Source organism: uncultured Succinivibrio sp. (genome assembly GCF_902756765.1).
Classification (GTDB): domain Bacteria; phylum Pseudomonadota; class Gammaproteobacteria; order Enterobacterales; family Succinivibrionaceae; genus Succinivibrio.
This window is the reverse complement of sequence record NZ_CACVSS010000017.1, coordinates 1-25,761: the sequence shown is the minus strand read 5'-3', so window position 1 is coordinate 25,761 and position 25,761 is coordinate 1. Positions and strand designations below refer to the sequence as shown.

The following is a 25,761-nucleotide window of genomic DNA, read 5'->3' as shown; positions in this document are numbered from 1 at the left end:
TTTTTAAATCTTTTTTTATGTGCTTTTTTATTTGAAATTGATAACATTTTTCTAATTAATTCAATCAATCTTTTCTTCGTTGCGTAATCTCTCACATAAAAGCCTTTTATAACATGGTAAAAAAGGAACAGGTATTTTTTACCAACATAAGGATAGAGTATGGATCACGCTACAATAACTTTAATCGTACTCGGCGTAGTGGCATTTCTGTTTGTAACAGAGTTGATTCCTGTTGCCGTAACTTCAATATTAGGAACTCTTAGTTTAGGTGTGTTTGGAGTTCTTACGCCTAAAGAAACCTTCTCCGGACTGTCCAACGATACCGTTGTTCTGTTTGCTGGTATGTTCGTAGTCGGTACGGCCATGCTTGAATCTGGCCTTGCTCAGACTATAGGAAGACTGGTTGTAAAACGAGTCGGTACCAGTGAAGTCCCTCTGATGATTTCATTTATGATTCTTACCATCATTATGTCAGCTTTTGCTTCAAATACCGGTACTATCGCATGTTTAATGCCAATGGTTATCGGTGTTTGTGCCTCGGCAAAGATTCCTGCAACGGCTATCCTTATGGCGATGGCTGTAGCGGCTAACGCGGGTGGTATGATGACCATGGTTGGTACTCCTCCAAACATGTTTGCGGTATCTGCTCTTCAGGAACATGGTCTGACCCCATTTGGTTTCTTTGAGTTTGCTTTTGTTGGCGCTCCAATTGCCTTCATTAGCGTTTTCTTCATGGTTTTTGTTGGAAGAAAGCTTCTTCCAAAAAATGATTCTGATTTAGGTGTGTTAGGTAACGAACTTACTGGATCTGGTTCACCACGTCAGCGTTGGACTGTTCTTGCTATTCTGATTTTTGTTATCTATGGCCTTATCTTTGGTATTCCAGGTTTGTCTCAGGCTATGATTGCAATTATCGGTGCTGTTGCCTGTGTAATGACGAAATGTATTACAGAAAAACAGGCATATAAGGGAATTGACTGGGTTACCATATTCCTGTTTGCAGGTATGCTCCCAATTGCAGGTGCATTGGAAAAGACAGGTGCAGGTAAGATGATTGCTGAATCTGTTATTGGACTGATGGGTGAAAATCCTTCAGATACAGTTATGATGTCAGTCCTGTTCATTATTTCCTGCGGTCTGACTCAGTTTATGTCTAATACAGGAACTGCGGCTCTGCTAATTCCTATCGGTATTTCAATTTCTGAGGAGCTTCATGTTTCTCCATATGCTGTGGTAATGGCAATTTCAATTGCAACCTCCTGCGCCTTCGCAACACCAGTTGCCACTCCACCAAATGTTATGGTTATGAATCCAGCCGGACTGCACTTTATTGATTATATTAAGGTTGGTACTCCATTGTGTATTATTGGCTACATTGTGAGTGTATTTATTATTCCTCTAGTATGGCCATTTAATCCATAAAAAAAAGAATTCCATAAAAACTAACAAAAGGGGAAGATTTTTTCAGCTTCCCCTTTATTTTTTTATCTTATATTTTTTTTGTTGATTTCGATGAATTGTTTCATTCCTTCATTAAGTTTCATATCCTTTCTGTAACACAAATTTAATGGAATATTGCTGAATTTCCGTGGAAGTTCATTTGCGTAGACATATCCATTTTTAATATGGTCATTAACTAAATGACTTGGAAGAACTGAACATCCCATTCCAGCAGTGACTGATGACAGGATTGCAGGAATGGAATCACATTCAACTAAATTATTTATAGTTATATTTTGAGCTTCTAGCCATTTCTCTGTCTGTTTTCTATATGCACAACCAGAAGGAAATGCTAATAGAGTAATATTTCCTGCAGACAAAAATCCTCGTAAGTCATTAATTTTCTGATTGGATATAAGTACGAGTTTTTCATCAGTAAGCTTTACTGAAGAAATATCATTTGAGTCGATTGATCCTGCTACATAAACAAATTCAGCTTCATATCTGAATAATTTTTCAATATTCATTGCTGCATTTGAGGTGCTGATTTTCAGCTTATATTCAGGGAAATGTTTATGAAATTCACTTAATATTGCAGGAAGATATGTCTGTGCAGTTGATTGCATAGTACTGATTCTCAGCAGGCCTGTATTTGAATTTTTGCTGAATATATTTTCTGCTTCATCCACCATTCTTAAGATTCTTTTTGCATAGTCAAGAAAGATTATTCCCTGAGCAGACAACTCAACTCCCTTGTTATGTCGTATGAATAGTTCTGTACCTAATTCTTTTTCATACTGATGAATTCTTGTTGATACGTATGATTGAGCAATATCCATCGCTGTAGCGGCTTTTGAAAAGCTTTTAAGTTCTGCAACTTTTACGAACATTTTTAAGGTTGAGATTTCCATAGCTTTGCCTTTCTTATTGAGAATTATTTTTTGATATTAATTATACTATATCTCAAATAGATATGACAAAACTATTTTGTTATCTTTGATAAAGATAGCAAATAAGCTTATTATTTCTCGTAGCAAATAAGTTTCTTTTGTGGAGTAGAGAATGAAAGTTCAGCACATTGAAGTAAATGGATTAAAGATTTTTTATCGTGAATCTGGTTTTGCTGATAAACCTGTATTTCTTCTGATACATGGCTTTCCTTCATCAAGTCATATGTATCGTGATCTGATGAAAATGCTTGAAGAGAAATTTCTTGTTATTGCACCAGATCTGATTGGCTTTGGACAATCTGATGCTCCTTCTAGAGACAGTTTTAAGTATACATTTGAAAACCTAACAAACTATGTTGATGGATTTATCGAAGCTTTAAATCTTGAAAAGTTCTATATGTATGTGTTTGATTACGGTGCGCCAATCGGCTTTAGAATCGCGATGCGTCATCCTGAAAAAATACTTGGAATTGTAAGTCAGAACGGTAATGTTTATGAAGAAGGACTTGGCAGGAAATGGGAGGCTAGAGCTCAGTACTGGCAAAATCCAACCAAAGAACTTAGAGAACAGTATAAATCAGCCTTTTCTTTTGAAACAGTAAAAGGTCAGTATACATTTGGTACCGAACCAGATACTGTTGTGCCAGATGGTTATTGTCTTGATATTTATTATGCAAATACAATAGACGACTATGCAGAGAAGCAGTCAGACCTTATTTTTGATTATCAGACTAATGTCAAACTCTATCCAAAGTTTCAGGAATATCTAAGAGAGCACCAGCCTAAGCTTTTAGCAATCTGGGGACAGAATGATCCTTCCTTTATTTTTGAAGGCGCAAAGTCTTTCAAAAGAGATGTTCCAAATGCAAAGGTTATAGGCGTTAATAGCGGTCATTTTGCACTGGAATCATGCTGTCGAGAAATAGCTGAGAATATTCTTGAATTTTTTGGTTAGAAACTAATCTGTTATTGTTTAAGAAAAGCTTTTTTCAGAAACGAAAAGGGGGAGCTTTTTGCTCCCCCTTGAGTCAATCCGTAGTCTGGATTATAACTTAGCACCCAGTTCCTGACGAACATAAGCACCTGCGCCTAGTAAACCAGCATCTCCCTGAGAAATTACGTATACAGGAATCTTGTTTAATGCGTGGTTGAAACGACCCTTTGATTCGAACTCGTTACGGAATTCTGATTTCTTGAAGTAGTCGATGAATCTAGGAACGATACCGCCGGCAATATAAACACCGCCTTTTGCAAGAATGTTCAGAGCAAGGTTTCCTCCGAAAGAACCCATTAGCTTACAGAACATATCAATAGTTTCTTTGCAGTCTGGATCTGGATCCTCAGCAAAAGCACCACCGGTAACATCAGCAGGAACAAGATCCTTAACTTCATGACCATTCAGTTCTGCTATAGCCTGATAGGTGTTAACTAGGCCTTGACCTGATAGTAGACGCTCTCCTGATACGTGGTCAAACTTCTTACGTAGAACCTTTAGAATTGAGTCATCTCTGTCAGACTGAACAGCGATATCAACGTGACCACCTTCAGTTGGAAGAGGAATCCACTTGCCTTCAGCATAGATCAGGTAACCGACACCCAGACCGGTACCGGCACCGTAGATTGCCTTAGGAGCTTTTTCGACGATTTCTTCACCACCGATCTGAACCATATCCTCGGTCTTGATTGCGGTAACGCTCATAGACATTGCAGTGAAGTCATTGATGAAGATTAGTTTTTCAAGATTCAGGTTCTTCTTCATCTCTGAAATTGAGAATTCCCATGGGTTATTGGTCATCTTTACATGATCACCGTTCAGCATGGTTGCGATTGCGATACATGCTGAATCAAATACAGCACCAGTTTCTTCTCTGTATTTGATAATAACCTTCTCAAGTGAGTCGTTGTCAACAGATGAGTATACCTTGGTATTTGATAAGGTTCCGTCTGCTAAGTTAACTAATGCAAGACGTGCGTTGGTACCGCCAACGTCTCCTACTAAGGCTACACCGTTAAGCTGCTCCATTTTGTGATAGTCCCTCTATGTCTTAATTTGTTCTTTCTATTTAAAGTAAACTCTTTATCAAAGTTTTTTTCTAAGCAAAAAAAATCTTTGATTTTCGTCTCGTTATTATACAAGAAAGATGAAAAATTTTTTATAAAACTATCAATTAAAGACCTTAAAAAAGAGATTATTTTTCCTTATTTGATTTTTTTCTTTAATACTAAGAATGTTTTTTCCTTTCTCCTGCGGTATTAGACTCTTTCTATTTTGCTTCCTAATGGTGCATTCTAAAGATCACGGAAGACAATCTGTGTTGTATAAAGCTTTCCTTCATTCAGTGCGCTGTTATAGTTATTGTCTATAACTGTTTATCAGAAAATAGTATTAGAAAAGTAAATTTTCTATGCCATAATAAACATAAACGTAAGCTAAACGTTTGTATAAGGATTCAGGAAGAAATCCTGCTCCAAATAAAATCAAAAATAGAGAATTTTTGAGGAAATAAAAATGTCTGCTGTTGTATCAAGAAAAAACAAACCTAATCGGAATATTTTTTCACTCTCCATATTTTTCCTGTCAGGAACCTTACTATCCTGTTCTCATCTTTGCTGTTCCCGAATGTAGACGTCTGTCTCTCTCCAGTTTTATTTACTTTTAATAATTTCAAAAAGTTAGATCTAGTTCATTCGTCTGACGCCGTTTATGTTGAAGGCGTATTAGGGAGAAATGTATGTATAGAACTTCAAGTTTCCCTGAAGGATCAGGGGTAAATCCATGGTATGAACTATCAAAATACAAGGAACATAAGTTTACAGATCCATCGGAAATAAAAAACAATTATGACTATGTAGTAGTTGGTGCCGGTTTTGGCGGAGTTAGCGCAGCCTTTAGACTATCAGAGAATAATCCTTCAGCAAAAATAGCTCTGCTTGATGCTCTTCCTGTAGGTTATTACAGCTCTGGCAGAAATGCAGGCTTTGTAACTATTGCTCAGGTTGCTAAAGCTCTGATTGGCTTTGATCATTTCACCCTGGATGATCAGAGATGGCTTCTTCATTTAAACAAAACCGTGGTTTCCCGTATTGAAAAGATAAGGGAACAGAGCAAGCTTGAGTTTGAATGGCGACAGGACGGCATGTATAAGGCTGTACGTGAAAAGAGAAATGTTGCAGCTCTGGATGCTCTGGAAGGTCATCTGCAAAGACTTGGTTTAGGCTATGAACGTCTTAAGGGAGATGAGCTTTCATCAAGATTAGGAACTTCCTTCTATAAAGATGCCATTTATGTAAAGGATACAATCCTAAACAATCCATCAGAGGTTATAAGAGGCCTTGCTACAGCTTTGCCTTCAAATGTGTCCGTATTTGAAAACACTAAAGTTGCGCAGGTTGAAGATGGGGCGATTCCAAAGGTAATTCTCTCTGACGGCAGAGAGATTGTAACAAGACAGGTTATCCTTACTGTAAATGCATTTTTAAGTCGTTTTGGATTCGCTTCTGCCTCAAATGTTGCCGCAATTCATAGCTATGGTGCTCTAACGCGTGAGCTTAAAGATGGTGAACTTGAGAACTTTAAAAATGTCCGTCCATGGGGAATAACCGCAACTCATCCATCAGGTGCAACTTTAAGATTTACTCCGGATCATCGAATATTTGTTCGAACCGACATTGATTTTGCAACTAATCTAAATATTTCCCAGAAGAAATTTGACCGCTCTGATTTCTTCCTAAGGAGAGCTTTTATAAGACGCTTCCCTGAACTTGAAAATGTTGAGTTTGAATACAAGTACGGAGGTTTGATTTCCTTTACCGGAAATACCAGACCACTGTTCGGTGAGGTTGCCAAAAATATCTATGCAGGTGTTACCTCGGATGGCACTGGCGTTACCAGAGCTGCAATTCTTGGAACCTATCTTGCTGATCTAATTCAACATAGAGATAGTAGTGAACTTGATTATATAAAGCGAGCCTATCATCCAAGCTATCTGCCTCCAGAGCCTCTGCGTACACTAGGTGCAACAGCCTTCCTTAAATACAAGGATTTATATGCAGGCTCTGAACTCTGATTGTCGTATATAAAAGTCATTAACCAGCTGAATAAACAAAAGGAACATATTATGAAAAATATTAAGAATCTTCTGACCGCAGCATTTGTTGGATTAACTTTCTTTACTGCTTCTGCAGCTTTTGCTGATGAACCTAATGAAGTCAAACTTGGCGTAGTAGGAGAACATAACGAGGCATGGGAAGATGTTGTAAAGAGACTTAAAAATGAAGGTGTAAACCTTACCTTAGTCAAGTTTGCTGATTATACTCTGCCTAACCGTGCGCTTAATGACGGTGAAATTGATCTTAACGCCTTCCAGCACGTGGCCTATCTCAAAGCAGATGTTGAAGCTCATGACTATAAGATTGAGCCTATTGCCAATACCATCATCTCTCCTTTAGGTCTTTATTCAAAAAAGATTAAAAACGTAAGTGAACTTAAAGATGGAGATACCATCGCTATACCTAATGATCCAACCAATGGCGGTCGTGCTCTTAAGGTTCTGGAACTCGCTGGTATTATCAAGCTTGATCCTTCAAAGGGCTATATTCCAACTGTACGTGATATAACCGAAAATCCTAGGAACATCCAGATTTATGAAGTAGATGCCGGAAATACACCTAGTCTTCTTCCTGATGTTGCAGCAGCCATTATCAATTCAAATTATGCTGTAGACAATGATCTGAATCCAACTACTGATCCAATTTTCTCTGACGGTGTAGGCAAGGTTGATCTTGATAATCCTTACATCAATATAATTGCCGCCCGTTCTGATAATAAGGATAATCCGCTGTTCAAAAAGATTATCGCTGCATATCAGACTAAGGAAACAGCTGAAATCATCAAGGAGCTGTATCACGGAGGAGAGGTTCCTGTATTCAACTATTAAGCAGACTTTAACTCTTTATCCTGCTTCCGCAGATAAAGAGTTCTTTTTAGCTGCTAGATAACTGCATAAAAATAAGTGATAGGTAAGATAGATGATAAAACTTGAGCATGTTTCAAAAACCTTTGAACGTGACGGCGTTTCCTTTAAGGCAGTGGATGATGTGTCACTGGAAATAAAAAAAGGTGAAATCTTTGGAATCATTGGTTTTTCTGGCGCAGGAAAGTCAACTCTGGTACGTTGTATCAATCTTCTGGAAATACCGGATAAGGGAAGCATTGTCAGCGTAGATGGACTTAATCTAACAGCCTTGTCTCCAAAAGAGCTTAGAGAAGCAAGATCTGGTATCGGTATGATTTTTCAGCATTTCAATCTGATGCCCTCAAGAACCGTGCTTGAAAATATAATCTACCCTCTGTCTCACAAGGGAATTAAAAAAGAGGAACAACGAAAAAGAGCAATTGAGCTTTTAAGGCGAGTTGATCTTGAAAGTAAAGCTGATTCATATCCATCAGAGCTATCAGGAGGGCAGAAACAGCGTGTTGCTATAGCCAGGGCATTGGCCTCCTCTCCACAGGTTCTGCTATGTGATGAAGCTACATCTGCTTTAGATCCTCAGACTACTCACGAGATTTTAGGCCTTCTAAAGGAACTTAATGCCGAGCTAGGAATCACAATTGTCATCATTACTCATGAGATGGCTGTGGTTAAAGACATTTGCTGCAGGGTAGCTGTACTTGAGAACGGTCACCTGGTAGAACAGGGCTCAACATTTGAGGTTTTCGCAAATCCTAAGGAAAAGATAACCCAGAATTTTGTAAAGGCAGCATCGAATCTTTCAAAAGCAGAGCATCTTTCCTTTGAGCATCCTCTTTTATGCGATCTTAAGCCTGGAGAGAAATTTGTAAGATTATCCTACAGGGGCCCTGGAGTTTCTGAGCCGCTTATATCCTTAATGACATCTCGTTTCAATGTGAAGATGAACATTCTTTATGCGGATGTGGAGCTCGTAAACAATTCTCCTATCGGCGGTACCGTGGGGATTCTCTCTGGCCGCTATGAGGATGTTGAAAATGCACTTATTTATATTGCCACAAAGAATGTAAATGTGGAGGTCCTGAAAAATGGCTGATTTATTTAATACTCTATTTCCTCACGTTGCCTCAAAGCTAGATGAACTGTGGCTTTCAACCTTGCAGACTCTGTATATGATGCTTGTTTCTGGCGGCATTGCATTCTTGCTTGGAATTATTCTTGGCGTGACTCTGATTGTTACAAAACAGGGAGGAATTCTGGAGAAAAAGAGTGTATTTGGAATTTTAGACCGACTTATCAATGTGTTTCGTTCAATTCCTTTTGTGATTCTGCTTGCTGCTCTTATTCCTTTTTCAAGATTTATTGTGGGCACTGCAATCGGAACTACAGGTGCTATTGTTCCTCTGGTAGTGGGCACGGTACCTTTCTTCTCAAGACAGGTTGAAAGCGCTTTGTCAAATGTTGATAAAGGGCTTGTGGAAGCAGCAAAGTCCATGGGCTCATCTCCTCTGGGGATTATTTTCAGAGTTTATCTTAAGGAGAGTATTCCTGCATTGGTAAGAGTTTCTCAGATTACTGCAATTAGTCTAATCGGTCTTACTGCAATGGCGGGAGCAATCGGCGGCGGAGGCCTTGGAGATTTTGCAATCCGCTACGGGCATCAGCGCGGACAGACAGATGTTACCTACATTACTATTGTCGTGATCCTTCTGATGGTTAGTGTGATTCAGAAAGGTGGTAATTACATTATCAGGAAAACATCACATTAGGAGTTTAGCATGAAAAAAACTGATTACTTTCCTGAGGAGTCTGGAAAAAACGGCTGGTTCGAAACCAGTCGTTACAGGAATTATCGTTTTAAGGCTCGCAGTGAAATCCAGCCTTCCTATGACTATGTTGTGGTTGGAGGAGGCTTTGCTGGTGTAAATGCTGCTTTTCGTCTTGCTGAAAATGATAAGAATGCAAGTATAGCTCTTATTGATGCCTTTCCAATAGGTTACTTCTCCTCTGGAAGAAATGCAGGTTTCATCATAGATGTCCCTCATAGCATTGTTGGTGATCCAAAATTCACTTTTGAAGACCAGAAATGGCGTTTTCGTCTTAATAAATTTGTTATCGAGAGAATGAAGAAAATCAAGGAGGAGAATCATCTTGAATGCGACTGGCATCAGGATGGAATGCATCAGGCTGCCAGAATTAAAAGCAATTTAAGTTATCTCGAGCAGCTTGCTGAATTTCTGGATGTGATGGAGGCTCCTTATCAGTGGTTCGATGCGGCTGAAACCTCACAGCGTCTTGGAACAAATTTTTACATCAAATCTCTCTATACCCCAGGCACTATCTTAATCAATCCTTCTGAGACAGTCAGAGGACTTGCAACAGTTCTTCCTGAAAACGTAAGTGTCTTTGAGAATACTCCTGTTATTGAGGTTAAAGAAGGTGATATTCCAAACGTAATTCTGGCCAGTGGAATAACAATAAAATGCAGAAAGGTAATTCTGACTGTAAGTGGTTTTCTTAAAAATTTTGGAGTTCCTCTTTCTAATCGTATTGCTGGTATTCATAGCTTTGGAGCTTTTACAAGAGAGCTTAATGATGATGAGATTAAAACTCTTAATGGCGCCAGTCCCTGGGGTGTAACAGCGGCTCATCCCGGTGGAGCTACACTGCGTTATACGAGAAGCAGAAGACTCTATGTCAGAACCGATATCACCTTTGCAACTCATATCAATATAGATAACAGCCGACTATACAAATCTGTTTATAAACTACGCCGTGCCTTTAACAATCGTTTTCTTCAGTTAAAGGATGTTAACTTTGAGTATGTCTATGGTGGATATATACCAATCACAGGAAACACTCAGCCTTTATTTTAGAATCCGGCTAAGAATATTTTTGCAGGAGCAGTTGGTGACGGAACCGGAGTAACGCGTGCCGCAACTGTAGGTACTTTCCTTGCAGACTGGGCAACCGGAGTCGACAGCGAAGAGTTTAGATATGTTAAAAAGACATTCAGGCCAAACTGGCTTCCTCCTGAGCCCTTCAGAACTGTCGGTGCAACAGCCCGTTTAATTTACGAGGATATGCACGCCCGCAGCGAAATTTAGAATAATAACCAATAAAAAAAAGGAAAAAGAACTATGTCAGAAAAGGTAAGACAAATAAAACTTGGGGTGGTGGGGAATGAAAACTCGCCATGGGAATATGTTGAGCAGAAACTTAAAAAAGAGAATATCGAGTTGGAGATTGTAACCTACAGCGATTATTTCTCTCCAAACAAGGAGCTTTCAGAAGGGCTGATTGACGCCAATGCTTATCAGCATAAGGCTTTTCTAAATGCTGAAATCTCTGAAAAGCATTATGATTTCGAAATATATGGTGAGACATATCTTGATCCGATAGGAATTTATTCAAAAAGAATTAAAGGTCTGAAATGGCTGAACAAGGGAGATTCAGTTGCTGTTCCTGCTGATAGAGCTAATGAGATTCGTGCTTTGAAGGTTTTACAAGGTGAAGATCTGATTGATTTTGAGATTGATCCTCAGTCAGGAGAGATTGTATTTACAAAGAATCAGTTTCATCTTGAATTCAAACTATATGATGCAGCTTTGCTCTACGGTAGTCTTGATGAGGTAACCTGTGCTTTTATAAATGGCAATTATGCCTTTGAAAATGGACTTAATCCTGTAACAGATTCAATCTTCAGAGAAAAACTGGATCTTGGTGATAGCGATAATCCTTTTGTGAAGGTGCTGGTTGCAAATTCAAATCTTGAAGGGGACAAACAGAGAATTTTAAGAAGAGCTCTGTTCTATTATCAGTCAGGAGCAGTGGCTGAAATAATTAAACAAATGCAGGGGGGGGCTCTTATTCCTGCGTTTTTACCTCGTTTCTAGTAGTGTATGTATAGATGCTCCGTTGTTCTGTTTTTATGCAGACAGAGGAGCATCGTTATTAAAGTCCATTTTTAATGGAATGATACAGGTCCTTTAAAATTACATAACAGACAAAGAGCGACAGCACATAGCGGAAGGAGTTGTAAACAGCAATTGAGTAGCTGTACTTATCCACATATTTAACCATATCAATTTCAAAGCTGCCGTAGAGCAGTCTCATTTCTAAAAAGAAAGCCCATGGCAGTGCTCCTAAAGACCAGGTAAACATGGTTGGGAAATAACGGTTTTGCTTGTGCAGTCTGTAGCCTGAGAACATGATGATACCAGTTGTGAAAAGCAGAATTAGAAGTCTGGTGGTATCGGTAGGCAGTGACGCGTAGGCATTCACAGTAAAAAGATAAAGAGTTACAAGTCTTATGACATTGTAAACGATTAAGCTGTAACCACTGTTCATAAATTCTCCTAATTTTTTTCATTGTAACAAAAGAATTATTGAAAAAAATATAAGTATTTCTTAAAATTAGTTCATCTTCTTGATGCTACCTTAGCTCAGTAGGTAGAGCAACTGATTCGTAACCAGTAGGTCGGCAGTTCAATTCTGCCAGGTAGCACCATGATCTCTCCTTTCTTTTTTTCTAAAAATCTTATCTAATATATTGTTTTAAAAGAATAATTTTTATGCTTTGCGAGACCTGTCCTGTTGCTTTTTTGTTGGGTGGCGGTATTGTGCAAAAAATATATAAAATTATGCAATAACTAAATGAAATCTAAAATTTTTTTGCTTTATAATAATAACTCAATTATCACACATACCTTTATAAGGATCTCCTGACATTGGGAGATCTTTTTTCTTCACCTGCACCTCTATATCAGCTCTCATTTTGTCCGTAAATACTTTAATTTTGCGAGAGAGTGCATAGAACGTTAATGTATTGCTAGGTAAGATATACTCCGTCATTTTTTCAATAATTATAATAAAAGTTAGCTTTAACCTCATTTTTGGTTAACTATTAGAGAACAAAAGACTTATGAGAAAAAAATACCATCCTAAGACAAAAATAGAGCTTAGGAAACTGATTTTAGATGAGGAAATTGAACTCTCTGAAATTGACACTTCTAAGATTACCGACATGAGCCACCTCTTTGAACCGACATTGAGCAGTGGTGAGCAGGCTCGTTTCTTTTTTGAGGGAATTGAAGACTGGGATGTGTCAAATGTAACAGACATGAGCTATATGTTCTGTTATGCACGTAACTTTAACGCTGATATTTCTGGGTGGAACGTATCCAAGGTAAAGAATATGAGAGGAATGTTCCAGTTTGCTTCTTCCTTTAATCAGGATATCGGCATGTGGAATGTTTCCAATGTGGAGAACATGGCTTCCATGTTCTACGATGCCGGAGCTTTTAATCAGAATCTTGATGCCTGGGATATCTCAAAGGTTAAGACAATGCGCTTCATGTTCATGTATGCTCGCTATTTTGAAAAAAAGCCTACATGGGATATGAGTAATGTTGAGGATCAGGTTGGAATGTATTACGGCTCTCCTATTGTTTATGTTGATCCTAATACAGTCTGTGGAGTTGATCCTGTTCTTGAGGCTCAGGCTGAGCAGGAGAGTATCAAAAAGCATCTTGAGAGTACTGTGGCAGGGGACGGAATTGCCAATTTTGCAAAGAATCTTGCAAATAAGTCCTCCAATATTGCTGACAGACTTGAAGCTAAATTTGAGGAACACACAATTATCTACAAAAAACAGGAGAAGGCATCTTCAGTCAGTGAGCCTGTGAAGTCAGAATCTCATGAAAAGCCCGTATCCCATGAGAACAGTTCAATCAGCTCTAGTGTTAACGTAGATGATAAAAACGATGTCATTGACGCATTAGAACGTCTACAGAAACTGAGAGATTCCGGAATGATTACTGAGGATGAGCTGGCTCTTCTGAAAAACAATATTTTATCTAAGATATAACGACAATTATGCGGCTTTTCTGATAAAACATGAAAGGCCGTATACTTCTTTCAATTCCTGTTTTTCTTGTCGTATTTTCTCAACTAACCCATTATTTTTCTGCGCTGTTTCTATTTTTTAGAAAAAAATGCGATCAATTCATATATTCTAAATCCCACATTTATGAATTTAAAACTATCATTAAAATGATATCTCTCGATTTGCTCAATTTGGTAGTTCCTTATGATAAAAAACATATTTGCAGCAATTTCTATTCTGACGTTGATAACTACAGCCTCAGCGGATGATGAGCTTGATTCTTTAAAGAAGAAGTGTGACGATGGCGAATTCGCCTCCTGTTACAAGCTTGCTGATGTATATGCAAACGGAGACGAGGATGTTCTGGATTTTGCTAAGGCAGACAAGTATTATGACAAGGCCTGTTCCTTTGGTCATGTTCAGGAAGCCTGCGAAGCTCTGGTATTTAACAAGGGTGCCATCTCAAGAATTAAATCCTACAGAGTTCCTAAGGATGTTCAGCGTGCTGCAAAAATATATAACTATGCAGTAAAGTCCACCAATTACGATACTCTCTATGAGCTCTTTAAACAGTACTGCGAAGATGATAAGGATCTGCGTGCCTGTGCATATTATGGAGAGATGAAAGTATCAGGAATAGGAACAAGAATAACTGTCAACAGAGGTATAAAGCTTATTAAGGAGTCCTGTGCTGAAGGTGATGTATATGCGTGTTCTAACCTTGGATACAGATACTTCGCCGCAGATGAGATTGATACAGATGAGTTCAAGGCCTTTAAGCTTTTGAACTATGCATGCTCAAACGGTGAATTTGGTTCCTGCCGTTATGTGGCTGCCTTCTACGAGAACAACATCGGTGTTAAGTACGATAAAGACAAGATTAAATATCTCTATAGTAAAGCCTGTGACAATGCTGATGCCATAAGTTGTCATAAGCTTGGTTCTCTTTATTCTCAGGAAAAAGATCAGACTGAAAAAGCGATTGAAGCCTTTAATACAGGCTGTGAATTCGGAAGTGTCAGAAGCTGTACTTCTTTAGGCCTTATCTATTATGATGGAAAAAAGATGGAGCCAGATGAGAAAAAAGCTTTCAATCTGTTTAAGAGTGCCTGTGATGGCAATGATTCCACTGGTTGTTACTATCTGGCAGAATGCTATGCAAACGGAAAAGGTGTAAAGAAGAGTCGCAATGTGGCTTCTACAATCTTCTCCAAGGCCTGTGATGTCGGTTCCTCTGAAGCTTGTGAGTATCTTGAAAAGCATCCTGGTACAGGTCCAGTGGAAACTTCTTCAGCAGAGAGTAAATAGTTTTGTTTGAGATTGTGAGGGATCTGGAAAATTTGCCAGATCCTTTTTTTATTTTTTGGAATTGTGAAGTTATCAAATAAAAATGTTAGAAAAAGTCCTTATATTTTAATGTGATAGAAGATTTTATTTTTTAATGATACCTTATGAAAAAGATTAATATAGTTTTAACTTCACTTCTGATATCTTCATTTTCCGATGTATATGCGGAAAATACTGATCCTTTCTCTCTGAAAAACGGTTGCGAGGGTAATGATGTTTCGGCCTGTGTAACCTTAGGTCTTAACTATTATGAGAATCTTGACGCTATAACCGCACCTCAGGCTTTAGCTGCTTTTGAGAAAGCCTGTGAGCTTAAGGATTATCAAAGCTGTAATGCTGCAGCTCAGATGTATCTTAAAGGAGATTTTCTCGAGACAGATAATGATAAGGCTGCCTCTCTGTTCAAAAAGTCCTGTTCACACAACAATAAGGATGGATGTCTTGAGCTTGCAAAAATGAGACTTTCTGGCCTTTACGATGGCTTTGATTTGAACCGTGCATTAAAAATTTTTCAGCAGAGCTGTGATGCCGGCGATGGTGATTCCTGTCTAAAAGTAGGGGCTCTATACAGATCAGGAGAAGCCGGAGTAAGCAGTTACTCTCAGGCTCAGAATTATTTTGGTAAGGCTTGTGATCTCAATTCCTATGACGGCTGTGCTCAGATTGGTCTTATGCATGAAGAAGGTCTTATCGGAAAAAAGAATTTTGAAAATGCCTATGACTTTTATCTTAAAGCCTGCAGCGGTAACAGTGGCATCGGCTGTGCTCTGCTTGGAAATCTTGAAAAAAGAGGTCTTGGTGTTACTCAGAACTATAAGAAGTCTCTGATGTCGTTTGAGAAAGGCTGTCGTCTTGGAAATCTTAATTCATGCTCTAATGTAGGATATTTCTACGTTAACGGTATTGGAGTTAAGGTCGACTACAACAAAGCTAAAAATATCTTCGAAAACAGCTGCAGTAAAGATGAAGTTTTAGGCTGCTCATATCTTGGAGAAATATATCTTAATGGCAGAGGTGTTTCTGCCGATACGATAAAGGCAAAGGAGCTTTTTGAAAAGAGCTGTGATTCTGGAGATTCTGTTGGTTGTAACTTCCTTGCAGATATGTACCGTAAAGGAAAACAGGTAAAACCTGACTACAGCAGAGCTATTGATTTATTTACCAGAAGCTGTGAAAACGGTGATTCTGACGGCTGTGCCAACCTTGGCTATATGTATGAATATGGTCTTGGGGTCCAGATTGATCTGCAGAGGGCTCTAATGCTGTATACCGAAAGCTGTTCAGAAAACGTTGGATTCGGATGTGCCAAACTCGGAGAGCATTATTTAACAGGAAAAGGCTTGTATAGGGACAAGGAAAAAGCTGATGCTCTGATTAAAAAATCCTGTTCCCTGGGATCTAGTCTGGGTTGCGAGAAATACTTCAGGCTAAGAGAAACACAATAAAAAAAAACTATCTGAGGTTTGTGATTATGAAGAGTGGGCTTGTAGCCTCCTGCAGTCTTTTTATCACTTCATTTTTCTTGAGCGGATGTTTTGACTCTCATACTGAGGTTTTGGAAAAGAAATGTTTAGAAGGCGATTCCGCATCCTGTTCTCAGGCTGCTCACAACTATTTTGTCGGTCAGGATGAGAACGGAGATAAGGTTACCGTATCATCTGATAAAAGCAATTCTCTTTATTTAAGAGCATGTGAGCTCAAAGATGCCAGAGTCTGTGATCAGATAGGCAGGAACTTTCTTCATTTTGAGGCTGGGCTGAATCCGGATCTGGTTTCTGCTATGGAATTTTTTGATAAGGCCTGTGCTCTTGATTACGCACCGTCCTGTACTCATCTCGCCGGTCTGTATGCTCAGGGAAAAGAGCTTAGACGCAACCTGAAAAAAGCCAAGAAATATTTTGATAAGGGCTGTACTCTCTCTGATGGTCTTGGCTGCTTCTATGCTGGACTGATGCACGAGAAAGGGGAAGGTGTAAAAAAGAACTATTCAACTGCCTTTGATTACTATTCAAAGGGATGCGCTCTTGATGATGCTCAGTCATGTACCAATATCGGTGCAATGTATTATTCTGGTCTCTTAAACCCTAAAGATTACGCGAAGGCCAACGAATTTTTCTCTATAGGCTGTCACCTGAATCTTGGATATGCCTGCGCAAATCTTGCAAACCTTTATATCAATGGCTATGGTGTAAATGTTGATTACAAGCAGGCTTTGTCTCTGTACAACAAGGGCTGTTCTCTTAACGATTCCCGTTCCTGCTCAAATCTTGGAATAATGTACGAAAAGGGCATGGGGGCGGAGCTTGATTATGCACTTGCCTATAAGTTTCTTGATAAAGCATGTAAGAGCAATGATGGCAACGGCTGTCTGGAGCTTGGAATTCTGCAGTCTAAAGGTCTTGGACCTGATGATGGTACACAGAACAGTTCATTATTAAGCTTTGAGAAGGGATGTAATCTCGGTAATACCAACGCCTGTACAAATCTTGGCCTCTATTATGCGGATGATAAATCCGATGAAGGTGTAGATAAGGCTCGTCGCTATTTCGAGAAAAGCTGCAACGGAAAGAATATAAAAGGCTGTACCAATCTGGGAGTTATTTACCAGAACTCTCATGAAATAACAAATTTAAAGAAAGCCTTTAATCTTTACAAATATTCCTGTTCTTTAGGTGATGCAACCGCCTGCTCAAATCTTGCCATTATGTATGCCTACGGACAGTATGTTAAACAGAATTTCTCACGTTCTCAGGAACTCTTTAATCAGGCCTGCAATTATGGACATAATGAAAGCTGTAATTTCTCAGGGCTGCTTTTGAAAGACGGTATATCCGGAAAGTCTGATCAGAAGAAAGCCTCTGATTTCTTTGAAAAAGCCTGCAGACTAGGCAGTCAGGATGGCTGTAGAAATCTTCAGAGTATCAGCTCGAAGTTTGTAAATAACAAGTAGTACCTAACAGGGTTTTTTAATGTTTTTTAAAAAGAAAACAGCTGTCTATCAGTCATCTGATGAAGATGATTTTAATCTTGCGAAAAGTCTGCTGGAAAAAGAACAGATAAGGTATTACGAATATGCTGCAGAGGAGATGCCTGTTGCAGGTTGCGGAGCTCGCATCCATCCTGCAAGACTAGGTAAACATGTTAATCTTATGACATTCAGAATCAGTGTTGCTTCTGAGAATATTGAGAGGGCAATCCTTGCTCTGCAAGGAAAAGTCAGGTTTGTTTTGTCTTCTTCTAGTGATTAGCTCGTTTCTTTCGACAATAAATGCATAAAATTTCGTTCTGTTCACTGTTTAAACTTATTTAGATGAACCAAAAAAACAAAGCCCTCTAATGAGGGCCTTGCACGATACATAATGCTACTTATTATCCTAAGCTGCAAGCTAGATCGTAAGTGGTCTTCATGAATCTGTGCTTCATGCTGTTGATGCACTCAATAATATCGTAGTGAACTAGTTCACCGCGCTTTAGAGCAACACAACGGCCAGACTCACCTGACTTTAAAAGCTCACACGCATAAGCACCCATACGAGATGCTAATACACGGTCAACAGCTGATGGAGTACCACCTCTCTGGATGTGTCCCAGAACTGTAGCACGTGTCTCAAGACCGGTTAGAGCCTCAAGATCCTTTGCCATCTGATGAACATCAGTCTGAAGCTCGCAAACTACCAGAATAGCGTGACGCTTACCTGCGTCAACAGATCTCTTGATGCTTGCGTATACTTCGTCCTTGTCCCATTTAACTTCAGGAACAAGAACAGCCTCAACACCGCATGATACAGCTGCACATACAGCTAAATCACCGCAGTGGTGACCCATAACCTCAACAACACTGATTCTCTTGTGTGATGAGCAGGTGTCACGCAGCTTATCAATTGCTTCAACGGCAGTATTTAAAGCTGTATCGAAACCGATGGTAGCATCAGTACCAGCAATATCATTATCGATAGTTCCTGGTAGACCAATGCAAGGGAAACCAAGCTCAGAGATGAACTTTGCACCCATGTATGAACCGTCACCGCCGATAACAACCAGGGCGTCGATTCCGTTCTGCTTCATAACCTCAACAGCTTCCTCACGTACCTTAGGATCCTTGAACTGTGGGAAACGTGCTGTACCTAAGAAGGTACCGCCACGGTTTAACAGATCAGATACTGAACGTCTGGTTAGCTGAATAAAATTACCAGCATGAAGTCCGGCGTAACCATCGATTACACCTACTACTTCCCAACCATAAGAAAGCGCAGTTCTAACAACAGCACGAATAGCTGCATTCATTCCTGGTGCATCACCACCTGAGGTTAATACACCTATTTTTTTGATAGACATATAGTTATTTATCCGTTTGTAATAATTATGCGTTTGCTGTAGCTGCTTCGATAATTGCTGTGAAATCTGCAACCTTTAGTGAAGCACCACCAATTAGACCGCCATCAATGTCCTTCTGTGCGAATAGCTCTGGTGCAGTCTTAGCATTGCATGAACCACCGTATAGGATGCGAACGCCGTCAGCAACTTCAGCATTGAAGGTCTTTAAGAATGCTCTGATACCTGCGTGAACATTCTGAGCGATTTCTGGAGTTGCAGTCTTACCGGTACCGATAGCCCAGATTGGCTCATAAGCGATGATTGCATTCTTGAATGCCTCAATACCGCATAGGTCGATAACTGCCTTGATTTCAGCCTGACATACATCTAGAGTTTTACCTGCATCGTATTCAGCCTCTGACTCACCAATGCAAAGAACAGGTACTAGACCGTTGTCTTGAGCTGCCTTGAACTTAGCTGCTACAACTTCATTTGACTCGTTGTGGTAGCCACGACGCTCTGAGTGACCAACGATAGCGTATTTTGAACCGAATTCCTTGATCATAACAGGAGAATTCTCACCAGTGAAAGCACCAGAAGTATGAACATCAACGTCCTCTGAACCCCACTGTAGCTTTGAACCAGTTGCTAATGACTCAACCATACCGATGAAAATAGCAGGTGCGCAGATTGCAACATCAACCTTTTCATTTGCGTTTGCAACACCAGTGAATGCCTTGATTAAATCAGTTACGGTTGACTTGGTGCCGTTTAATTTCCAGTTACCCATTACAACAGGTTTTCTCATAATGCTATCCCTCAATAGTTATTCAAGATACGAAAATATCGTATTTATGATTTATAAAAACTTTCGTCATTCTACTATAATTTTGTGACTTAGGATTGTTTTTTTTAATTGTGATAATTTAGAGCGCTATTTTTGGTGAGTTTAAAATACAAAATGTGCTATACAGCACATTTTTTTTTGAAAGCGGTCTATTGAGGATTATTTTAACCAAATTGAAAACCAGCTGCAAAATTCTTCATATTTTCTTTCTGTTCTTCCTCTTTTTTCTTCATATTCTTAAGTTGTTTTTTCTTTTCGTTCCTATAGTTGAAACGGTCAGGCTTCTTTTCCTTTATATAGAAGAGCAGATTTATTCCTATTATATAAAGGACTATTACATAGCACTGCGCGGATGTGCAGGTATTGCATGCATTAGGGGTAGAGCATTGATTCATAAGACTGAAGGTACTTATATCTACACTGGTGATGGTGTATTCCTGCATTAGTGAACCTATATATAAGGTGAGGGCGATTTTACTTCCGAGATCTATATCTGTTAATTTATCTGGTCTGAGATTGCCGTTGTATATTATGTTGTTATAGAAAAGTACATTGATCGGATTCAGTTTTCCATCCTGTCTGATAACCGGTTCCACTTCAGGACCGTACATGCACTGACTGATACTGTATGCATAATCAATACCGTTTACCTTGTACTGGTAGGAGCTTTGCGTTGATGCTGTTTCCTGCTCATCAATTTCAACATTTTCTGAGTTCCCTTCTTTTTCCTGTTTCTGTTTTTTATCAGGAGAGGTGTTTTTTGAAACTGCTTTTTCTACAGAAACACCACTTTCGAGCATATTTTTTAATAATACGTTCGAAAACAGTGCAACGTCACTTCGCAAATTGCGATTTGATTTTATATTCTCAAAAATACTCGTACCAAGTACGTCTAATGCCGAATCTATAGCCATTTTCTTCGATTTCCTCTTCTGAATGACTAAAAAACAGCAAAAGTAATGCCATTTTGTTAACTAACTGAAATTTAAGCTTATTATTTATAAATTCTATTTTGGTGAAGAAAGTCTTTGCCACATCCGGCAAGCCGAAACCAAATTATGTTTGACAAAAAATATAAAAACTTAAAAAATACCAAAATACGAATTATTTAAATAGATAAGATTTTTAGGAGCTTATATGCGTGTTCTTAAATTTGGTGGAACATCTGTTGCCAACGCTGAGCGTTTCCAGGATGTTGCCAAAATTGCGCTTGATACTGCTGCACATTCTCAGACAGCTTTAGTTTTATCTGCCCCTGCAAAGATCACCAATCTGCTAGTTGCTCTAGTTGCACAAGGTGCTGCAGGAAACAGTGGTTTAAAGGAATTTGATGACATTCGCGCAATTATTGAACCAATTATTACAACATTAGGCTCTAAGTTCGAAGGTTTCAACACCAAAAAGATTCTCTCTGAGTACAACAAGACCATGGAAACCATCCGCAAGAGAGTTGATGGCATGGCTTTACTTGGAGTATGTCCTGAGCTTGTAATGGCATATATCGAAAGTCGCGGTGAGAGTTTCTCTATTCTTATCATGGAAGAACTTTTAAAGTCCTTAGGCAAGAAAGTTCGTGTAATCGATCCTGTTAAGGTTTTAGTAACAGAAGGTCCTATCATGGAGTCTTCTGTGAATATTGATGCTTCCAAAGCAAGATATGCAGCTTTGGAAGATGATAAGGAAGCAATCACCCTGATGAGCGGTTTCTGTGGCGGAAATGCTCAAGGCGAGCTGGTTCTGCTTGGACGTAACGGTTCAGATTACTCTGCAGCCTGTCTTGCAGCGATTTCAAATGCTGAGTGCTGTGAGATATGGACTGACGTTGACGGTGTCTACAGCTGTGATCCAAGAGCTGTTTCAGGTGCAATTCTTTTAAGAAAAATGTCCTACGCTGAGGCTATGGAGCTGTCATACTTTGGCGCCAAAGTTCTGCATCCTCGAACCATTGCTCCTATTGCTCAGTTCCACATTCCTTGTCTGATTAAGAATACCAAGAACCCAAAGGGGGAGGGTACCTTAATTTCTGAGGAAACTGATTTGTCTATCCCTATTAAGGGTATCTCCGATCTGAAAGGTATTGCTCTGTTAAATATCTCCGGACCAGGTATGAAGGGTATGGTAGGTATGGCAGGAAGACTTTTTACCGCTGTATCTCGTGCCAATGTTTCTGTAACTCTGATTACCCAGTCTTCTTCTGAGTATTCAATTTCCTTCTGTGTAAATCAGTCCGAGCTGTCAAAGGCTAAAAGAGCTATTACCAACGAGTTCAAACTTGAGCTTAAAGAAGGTCTGTTAAATCCTATTGAAGTTAAAGAGGGCTGTGCCATTATCTCTGTTGTAGGTGACGGCATGAGGACTGTACGAGGAATATCCGGTAAGTTCTTCCGTGCTCTGGCTGAGGCTAACGTTAATATTCGTGCCATTGCTCAAGGATCTTCAGAACGTTCAATTTCCGCAGTTATTTCTCAGAAGCGTGTACCAGAGGCTGTGGCCTTTGCTCATACCGCTTTCTTCAATTCCAAGCAGAGACTTGATATTGTTCTTCTAGGCTGTGGCGGTGTTGGTGGTGAGCTGCTGTCTCAGATCAAGCGTCAGCGCGAGATGCTGTCTTCAAAGCAGGGGATTGATATCAGAGTTGTCGGTATAGGTAACTCAAAACATTTTATATCTGATCCTAACTGTGTTGATCTGTCTAACTACAGAGAACTTCTTGGGTCTTCTGAATCAGAAGCTTTAACTCCTGAGACTGCCGAGGCTTTAATCAAGTCAGCTCATCTGTTAAATCCAATTTTAGTTGACTGTACAACTTCAGAGGAACTTGCCAAGTCATATATTGATTATATGAAGGCTGGATATCACATTGTAACTCCAAGCAAGAAGGCCAATACCTTAAGCTTTGATTTCTACAGAAAGCTTCGTGAGGCGGCAAAACTTCATCACCGTAAGTTCCTGTACGAAGCAAATGTTGGTGCAGGTCTTCCTGTTATCAACACTATGCAGAACCAGCTTGCTGCAGGAGACGAACTGATTGATTTCGCCGGTATTCTTTCTGGTACACTATCATTCATCTTTGGTCTGGTAGAAGATGGCAAGAGCTTGTCTGAGGCAACCAGGATCGCTTATGAGAAGGGCTTTACTGAACCTAATCCTGCAGATGATCTTGATGGTATGGATGTTGGTCGTAAGCTTCTGATCCTTGCTCGTGAAAACGGTATGGAACTTGAGCTTTCTGATGTGAAGATTGATTCAATTGTCGATCCTAAATTCCTCAAGGGCAGCAATGCCAAGGAAGTTATTGCCAACCTGAAGAATGCAGATGCAGAGTTCTCAAAGAAGGTCGCTTCTGCAAAGTCAGAAGGCAAGGTTCTTCGTTATGTTGGCTGTATCAAGGAAGGAAAGGTTTTCTGTCAGCTGCGTGAGGTTGGCCCTGAGGATCCTCTTTTCAGAGTTCGCGACGGAGAGAATGCTCTGGCTCTTACAACATTATACTATCAGCCAATTCCTCTGGTTATCCGTGGTTACGGTGCCGGTACGGAGGTTACTGCAGCAGGTGTTCTTTCTGATGTTCTGCGTCTTCAGAACTGGACTCATGAGGATTAGAGATGTCTAAGAAATTCAAAGCCTTTGCTCCTGCTTCAGCCGCTAATTTATCAGTAGGTTTTGATCTGCTGGGAGCGGCGTTAAAGCCTATCTCAGGAGCCATACTAGGTGATGAGATTGTTATCAGTGAATCTGACAGGGCAGGCTGCTCTGTAAGTGTTACAGGCAAGTATGCTCATAAGCTTCCTTCTGATTCTAAGAAGAACATTGTATATGATGCATTCCTTTTATTTAAGGATAAGCTTGAGAAAATGGGCAGGGAAGTTAAGGACGTGCATATGGAGCTGTCCAAGAATCTTCCTATCTGCTCAGGTCTTGGTTCATCAGCCTCAAGTGTGGTTGCAGCTGTTCTGGCCCTAGATACAATTCATGGAAATGTTCTGGGAGAGATGGGACGACTTGAGCTTATGGGGGAGCTTGAAGGAAAAATCTCCGGCTCTATCCATTATGACAATGTTGCTCCTTGTTATTTCGGAGGTCTGCAGCTGATTGTTCAGGAAGATAACTGTATTTCAACCACTCTGCCTGACTTTGACAACTGGTACTGGGTTTCATGTTTCCCTGGTATTAAGGTTTCAACTTCTGCTGCAAGAAAGATCCTTCCAAAGGAATACTCAAGATCTGATGTAATTACCTATGGTCGCAGATTATCTGCTTTTGTTCATGCCTGCCATACTCATAATGACAAGCTGGCCTCAAAACTTCTGGTGGATGTCATTGCAGAACCTTACCGTGCATCCTTAATTCCTGGATTTGCAGATGCCCGTGAACAGGGTGCTTCAATCGGTGCTCTTGCTACCGGTATTTCAGGCTCAGGCTCCTCTGTTTTCTCAATCTTTGAAGATCTTGAGAAAGCAAAGGAAATGAAAGAATACCTTGAACGCAATTTTATTGCTAACGAAGATGGTTTCTGTCATATCTGCAAGATTGACAGACGTGGCTCATATGCTGAAGAACTATAAAAGAGATTTCTATGGAATTATTTAACTTAAAAGATCATAGTGAAAAGGTAAGCTTTTCACAGGCTGTAGTAAAAGGTATCGGTAGAGATCAGGGCCTGTTCTTTCCTGATCATATTGAGCCTCTGACCAATATTGACGAGCTTCTGGACCTGCCTTTGGCTGAGCGTTCAGCTAAAATTCTCCGTCATCTTATTGGAGATGAGATTCCTTCTTTAGAGGCTATTGTAAAGGATGCCTTTACATTCAAGGCTCCAATTGTAAAGGCTGATGAGAATATCTATGCTTTAGAGCTTTTTCATGGACCAACCCTTGCCTTCAAGGATTTCGGTGCCCGTTTCATGGCCCGTGTTTTAAGTGCAGTTAAAGGCGATAAAGATTTAACTATTCTGACCGCAACCTCTGGCGATACCGGTGCCGCAGTAGCCGCAGCCTTTTATGAGCAGAAGGGCATTAACGTAGTTGTTCTGTATCCAAAGGGAAAGATCTCAGAGCTTCAGGAAAAACTGATCGCTACTCTTGGAAAGAATATCAAGGCCGTTCAGGTTGAAGGTATTTTTGATCAGTGTCAGGATATGGTAAAGACCGCCTTTGACGATGCAGAGTTCAAAGAAAGAATCGGTCTTAACAGTGCCAACTCAATCAATATCTCAAGACTGCTTGCTCAGGTTTCATACTACTTTGAGGCTGTAGCTCAGCTGCCTAAGGATAAGCGTGATAAAGTTGTGTTCTCTGTGCCTTGCGGTAATTTCGGAAATATTACTGCAGGTCTTATTGCCAAGGCTTTAGGCTTAAAGGCTCGCTTTGTAATTTCATGTAATGCCAATGATACTGTTCCTCGTTATCTGAAGAGCGGTAACTGGGAACCTCATCAGACTGTTGCTACTTTATCCAATGCAATGGATATTTCACGTCCTAATAATTGGCCAAGAGTTGAGGCATTGGTTAAGATGCAGGGCTGGAAACTGTCTGATTTTGATTTTGGTTCACTTTCAGATGCTCAGACTGAGACTACTATGCAGACTCTGTACAAGAAGACTGGTTATATAGCTGAGCCTCACGCTGCAATTGCATATCAGGTATTAGCAGATAATCTAAAAGAAGGTGAGACTGGTATCTTCCTGGGAACCGCTCATCCAGCCAAGTTCAAGAGTGATGTGGACAGAATTCTGAACATTGATGTTCCTCTTCCAAAGGCCCTGGCTGACAAGGTATCTGCTGAGTCAAAGAGTGTGATTCTAAAGCCTGATTATGACACTCTTAAGAACTATGTACTTGAGGCATTAAACAAGTAGTTCTGAATTAACTTTCCTCAAAATTAAAAAGGTGCTTTATGTAAGGCACCTTTTTTATCAAGTAATAGGCACGCTAAAACCACGCAGTTTACTGCGGGGATAAAGCGTGCCGATTAGAAAATGGATATTTTCTAATCAGGTGTGTTCTGTTG

General features: G+C 39.8%; 22 protein-coding genes and 1 tRNA gene. 17 read left to right on the top strand and 6 right to left on the bottom strand.

Annotated elements, in window-relative coordinates:
* Positions 1 to 159: 159 nt before the first annotated feature.
* Positions 160 to 1,422 (top strand): SLC13 family permease, encoded by a 1,263-nt coding sequence (locus tag QZU45_RS03990; protein WP_295351898.1) that lies wholly within the window; start codon positions 160 to 162, stop codon positions 1,420 to 1,422.
* Between the two features lie 62 nt (positions 1,423 to 1,484).
* On the opposite strand, the gene QZU45_RS03985 is transcribed toward QZU45_RS03990, so the two are convergent.
* Positions 1,485 to 2,351 carry a LysR family transcriptional regulator gene (locus tag QZU45_RS03985; protein WP_295351895.1) on the bottom strand — a complete coding sequence of 289 codons (867 nt, stop codon included), beginning with the start codon at positions 2,349 to 2,351 and terminating at the stop codon, positions 1,485 to 1,487.
* A gap of 151 nt (positions 2,352 to 2,502) precedes the next feature.
* Between QZU45_RS03985 and QZU45_RS03980 the strand changes: the two genes are divergently transcribed.
* Positions 2,503 to 3,345: an alpha/beta fold hydrolase gene (locus QZU45_RS03980; protein WP_295351892.1), complete on the top strand. Its 843-nt coding sequence runs from the start codon at positions 2,503 to 2,505 to the stop codon at positions 3,343 to 3,345.
* A gap of 90 nt (positions 3,346 to 3,435) precedes the next feature.
* Here QZU45_RS03980 and glk read toward each other — a convergent pair whose 3' ends face one another.
* Complete coding sequence (gene glk, locus QZU45_RS03975; RefSeq protein WP_295001104.1) at positions 3,436 to 4,413, bottom strand: glucokinase; 978 nt, start codon at positions 4,411 to 4,413, stop codon at positions 3,436 to 3,438.
* 709 nt (positions 4,414 to 5,122) lie between these two features.
* Here glk and QZU45_RS03970 point away from each other — a divergent pair.
* From QZU45_RS03970 to QZU45_RS03945, 6 genes are all read left to right on the top strand, one after another.
* Complete coding sequence (locus QZU45_RS03970; RefSeq protein ID WP_295351889.1) at positions 5,123 to 6,457, top strand: FAD-binding oxidoreductase; 1,335 nt, start codon at positions 5,123 to 5,125, stop codon at positions 6,455 to 6,457.
* A gap of 51 nt (positions 6,458 to 6,508) precedes the next feature.
* Positions 6,509 to 7,327, top strand: coding sequence for a MetQ/NlpA family ABC transporter substrate-binding protein (locus QZU45_RS03965; protein ID WP_295351886.1), 819 nt, complete (start codon positions 6,509 to 6,511; stop codon positions 7,325 to 7,327).
* A 91-nt stretch (positions 7,328 to 7,418) separates the two neighbouring features.
* Positions 7,419 to 8,456 carry an ATP-binding cassette domain-containing protein gene (locus QZU45_RS03960; RefSeq protein ID WP_295351884.1) on the top strand — a complete coding sequence of 346 codons (1,038 nt, stop codon included), beginning with the start codon at positions 7,419 to 7,421 and terminating at the stop codon, positions 8,454 to 8,456.
* A complete protein-coding gene (locus tag QZU45_RS03955) occupies positions 8,449 to 9,129 on the top strand; it encodes a methionine ABC transporter permease (RefSeq protein ID WP_295351881.1) in 681 nt (226 codons plus the stop codon). The genes QZU45_RS03960 and QZU45_RS03955 overlap by 8 nt, the downstream gene beginning before the upstream one ends.
* 9 nt (positions 9,130 to 9,138) lie before the next feature.
* Positions 9,139 to 10,236, top strand: coding sequence for an FAD-binding oxidoreductase (locus QZU45_RS03950; protein ID WP_295351879.1), 1,098 nt, complete (start codon positions 9,139 to 9,141; stop codon positions 10,234 to 10,236).
* 264 nt (positions 10,237 to 10,500) lie between these two features.
* Positions 10,501 to 11,256 carry a MetQ/NlpA family ABC transporter substrate-binding protein gene (locus QZU45_RS03945; protein WP_295351877.1) on the top strand — a complete coding sequence of 252 codons (756 nt, stop codon included), beginning with the start codon at positions 10,501 to 10,503 and terminating at the stop codon, positions 11,254 to 11,256.
* Between the two features lie 58 nt (positions 11,257 to 11,314).
* Here QZU45_RS03945 and QZU45_RS03940 read toward each other — a convergent pair whose 3' ends face one another.
* Positions 11,315 to 11,710: a hypothetical protein gene (locus QZU45_RS03940; RefSeq protein ID WP_295351874.1), complete on the bottom strand. Its 396-nt coding sequence runs from the start codon at positions 11,708 to 11,710 to the stop codon at positions 11,315 to 11,317.
* Positions 11,711 to 11,794: 84 nt separating this feature from the next.
* Between QZU45_RS03940 and QZU45_RS03935 the strand changes: the two genes are divergently transcribed.
* From QZU45_RS03935 to QZU45_RS03910, 6 genes are all read left to right on the top strand, one after another.
* Positions 11,795 to 11,870, top strand: a tRNA-Thr gene (locus tag QZU45_RS03935).
* Between the two features lie 414 nt (positions 11,871 to 12,284).
* Positions 12,285 to 13,229, top strand: coding sequence for a BspA family leucine-rich repeat surface protein (locus QZU45_RS03930; RefSeq protein ID WP_295351872.1), 945 nt, complete (start codon positions 12,285 to 12,287; stop codon positions 13,227 to 13,229).
* Between the two features lie 222 nt (positions 13,230 to 13,451).
* The gene (locus QZU45_RS03925; RefSeq protein WP_295351870.1) at positions 13,452 to 14,555 is read left to right on the top strand and encodes an SEL1-like repeat protein; all 1,104 of its coding nucleotides are present in this window, start codon (positions 13,452 to 13,454) and stop codon (positions 14,553 to 14,555) included.
* A gap of 143 nt (positions 14,556 to 14,698) precedes the next feature.
* Complete coding sequence (locus QZU45_RS03920) at positions 14,699 to 16,039, top strand: SEL1-like repeat protein (RefSeq protein WP_295351868.1); 1,341 nt, start codon at positions 14,699 to 14,701, stop codon at positions 16,037 to 16,039.
* A 26-nt stretch (positions 16,040 to 16,065) separates the two neighbouring features.
* Positions 16,066 to 17,544 (top strand): tetratricopeptide repeat protein, encoded by a 1,479-nt coding sequence (locus QZU45_RS03915; RefSeq protein WP_295351865.1) that lies wholly within the window; start codon positions 16,066 to 16,068, stop codon positions 17,542 to 17,544.
* Between the two features lie 19 nt (positions 17,545 to 17,563).
* On the top strand, positions 17,564 to 17,842 hold the full coding sequence (locus tag QZU45_RS03910; RefSeq protein WP_295351862.1) for a hypothetical protein: 279 nt from the start codon (positions 17,564 to 17,566) through the stop codon (positions 17,840 to 17,842).
* Between the two features lie 121 nt (positions 17,843 to 17,963).
* Here QZU45_RS03910 and pfkA read toward each other — a convergent pair whose 3' ends face one another.
* The 3 genes from pfkA to QZU45_RS03895 form a co-directional block, all read right to left on the bottom strand.
* Positions 17,964 to 18,929 carry a 6-phosphofructokinase gene (gene pfkA / locus QZU45_RS03905; RefSeq protein ID WP_295351859.1) on the bottom strand — a complete coding sequence of 322 codons (966 nt, stop codon included), beginning with the start codon at positions 18,927 to 18,929 and terminating at the stop codon, positions 17,964 to 17,966.
* Positions 18,930 to 18,954: 25 nt separating this feature from the next.
* Complete coding sequence (gene tpiA / locus QZU45_RS03900; protein WP_074841194.1) at positions 18,955 to 19,716, bottom strand: triose-phosphate isomerase; 762 nt, start codon at positions 19,714 to 19,716, stop codon at positions 18,955 to 18,957.
* Between the two features lie 203 nt (positions 19,717 to 19,919).
* Positions 19,920 to 20,669: a hypothetical protein gene (locus QZU45_RS03895; protein WP_295351854.1), complete on the bottom strand. Its 750-nt coding sequence runs from the start codon at positions 20,667 to 20,669 to the stop codon at positions 19,920 to 19,922.
* Between the two features lie 223 nt (positions 20,670 to 20,892).
* On the opposite strand from QZU45_RS03895, the gene thrA reads away from it, so the two are divergent.
* From thrA to thrC, 3 genes are read left to right on the top strand one after another with little or no spacing between them, the layout of a single operon-like run.
* Positions 20,893 to 23,355 carry a bifunctional aspartate kinase/homoserine dehydrogenase I gene (gene thrA, locus QZU45_RS03890; RefSeq protein ID WP_295351851.1) on the top strand — a complete coding sequence of 821 codons (2,463 nt, stop codon included), beginning with the start codon at positions 20,893 to 20,895 and terminating at the stop codon, positions 23,353 to 23,355.
* A 2-nt stretch (positions 23,356 to 23,357) separates the two neighbouring features.
* Entirely contained in the window at positions 23,358 to 24,317 is a 960-nt protein-coding gene (gene thrB, locus QZU45_RS03885; RefSeq protein WP_295351848.1) for a homoserine kinase, read from the top strand.
* Between the two features lie 11 nt (positions 24,318 to 24,328).
* Complete coding sequence (gene thrC / locus QZU45_RS03880; RefSeq protein WP_295351845.1) at positions 24,329 to 25,609, top strand: threonine synthase; 1,281 nt, start codon at positions 24,329 to 24,331, stop codon at positions 25,607 to 25,609.
* Positions 25,610 to 25,761: the final 152 nt, after the last annotated feature.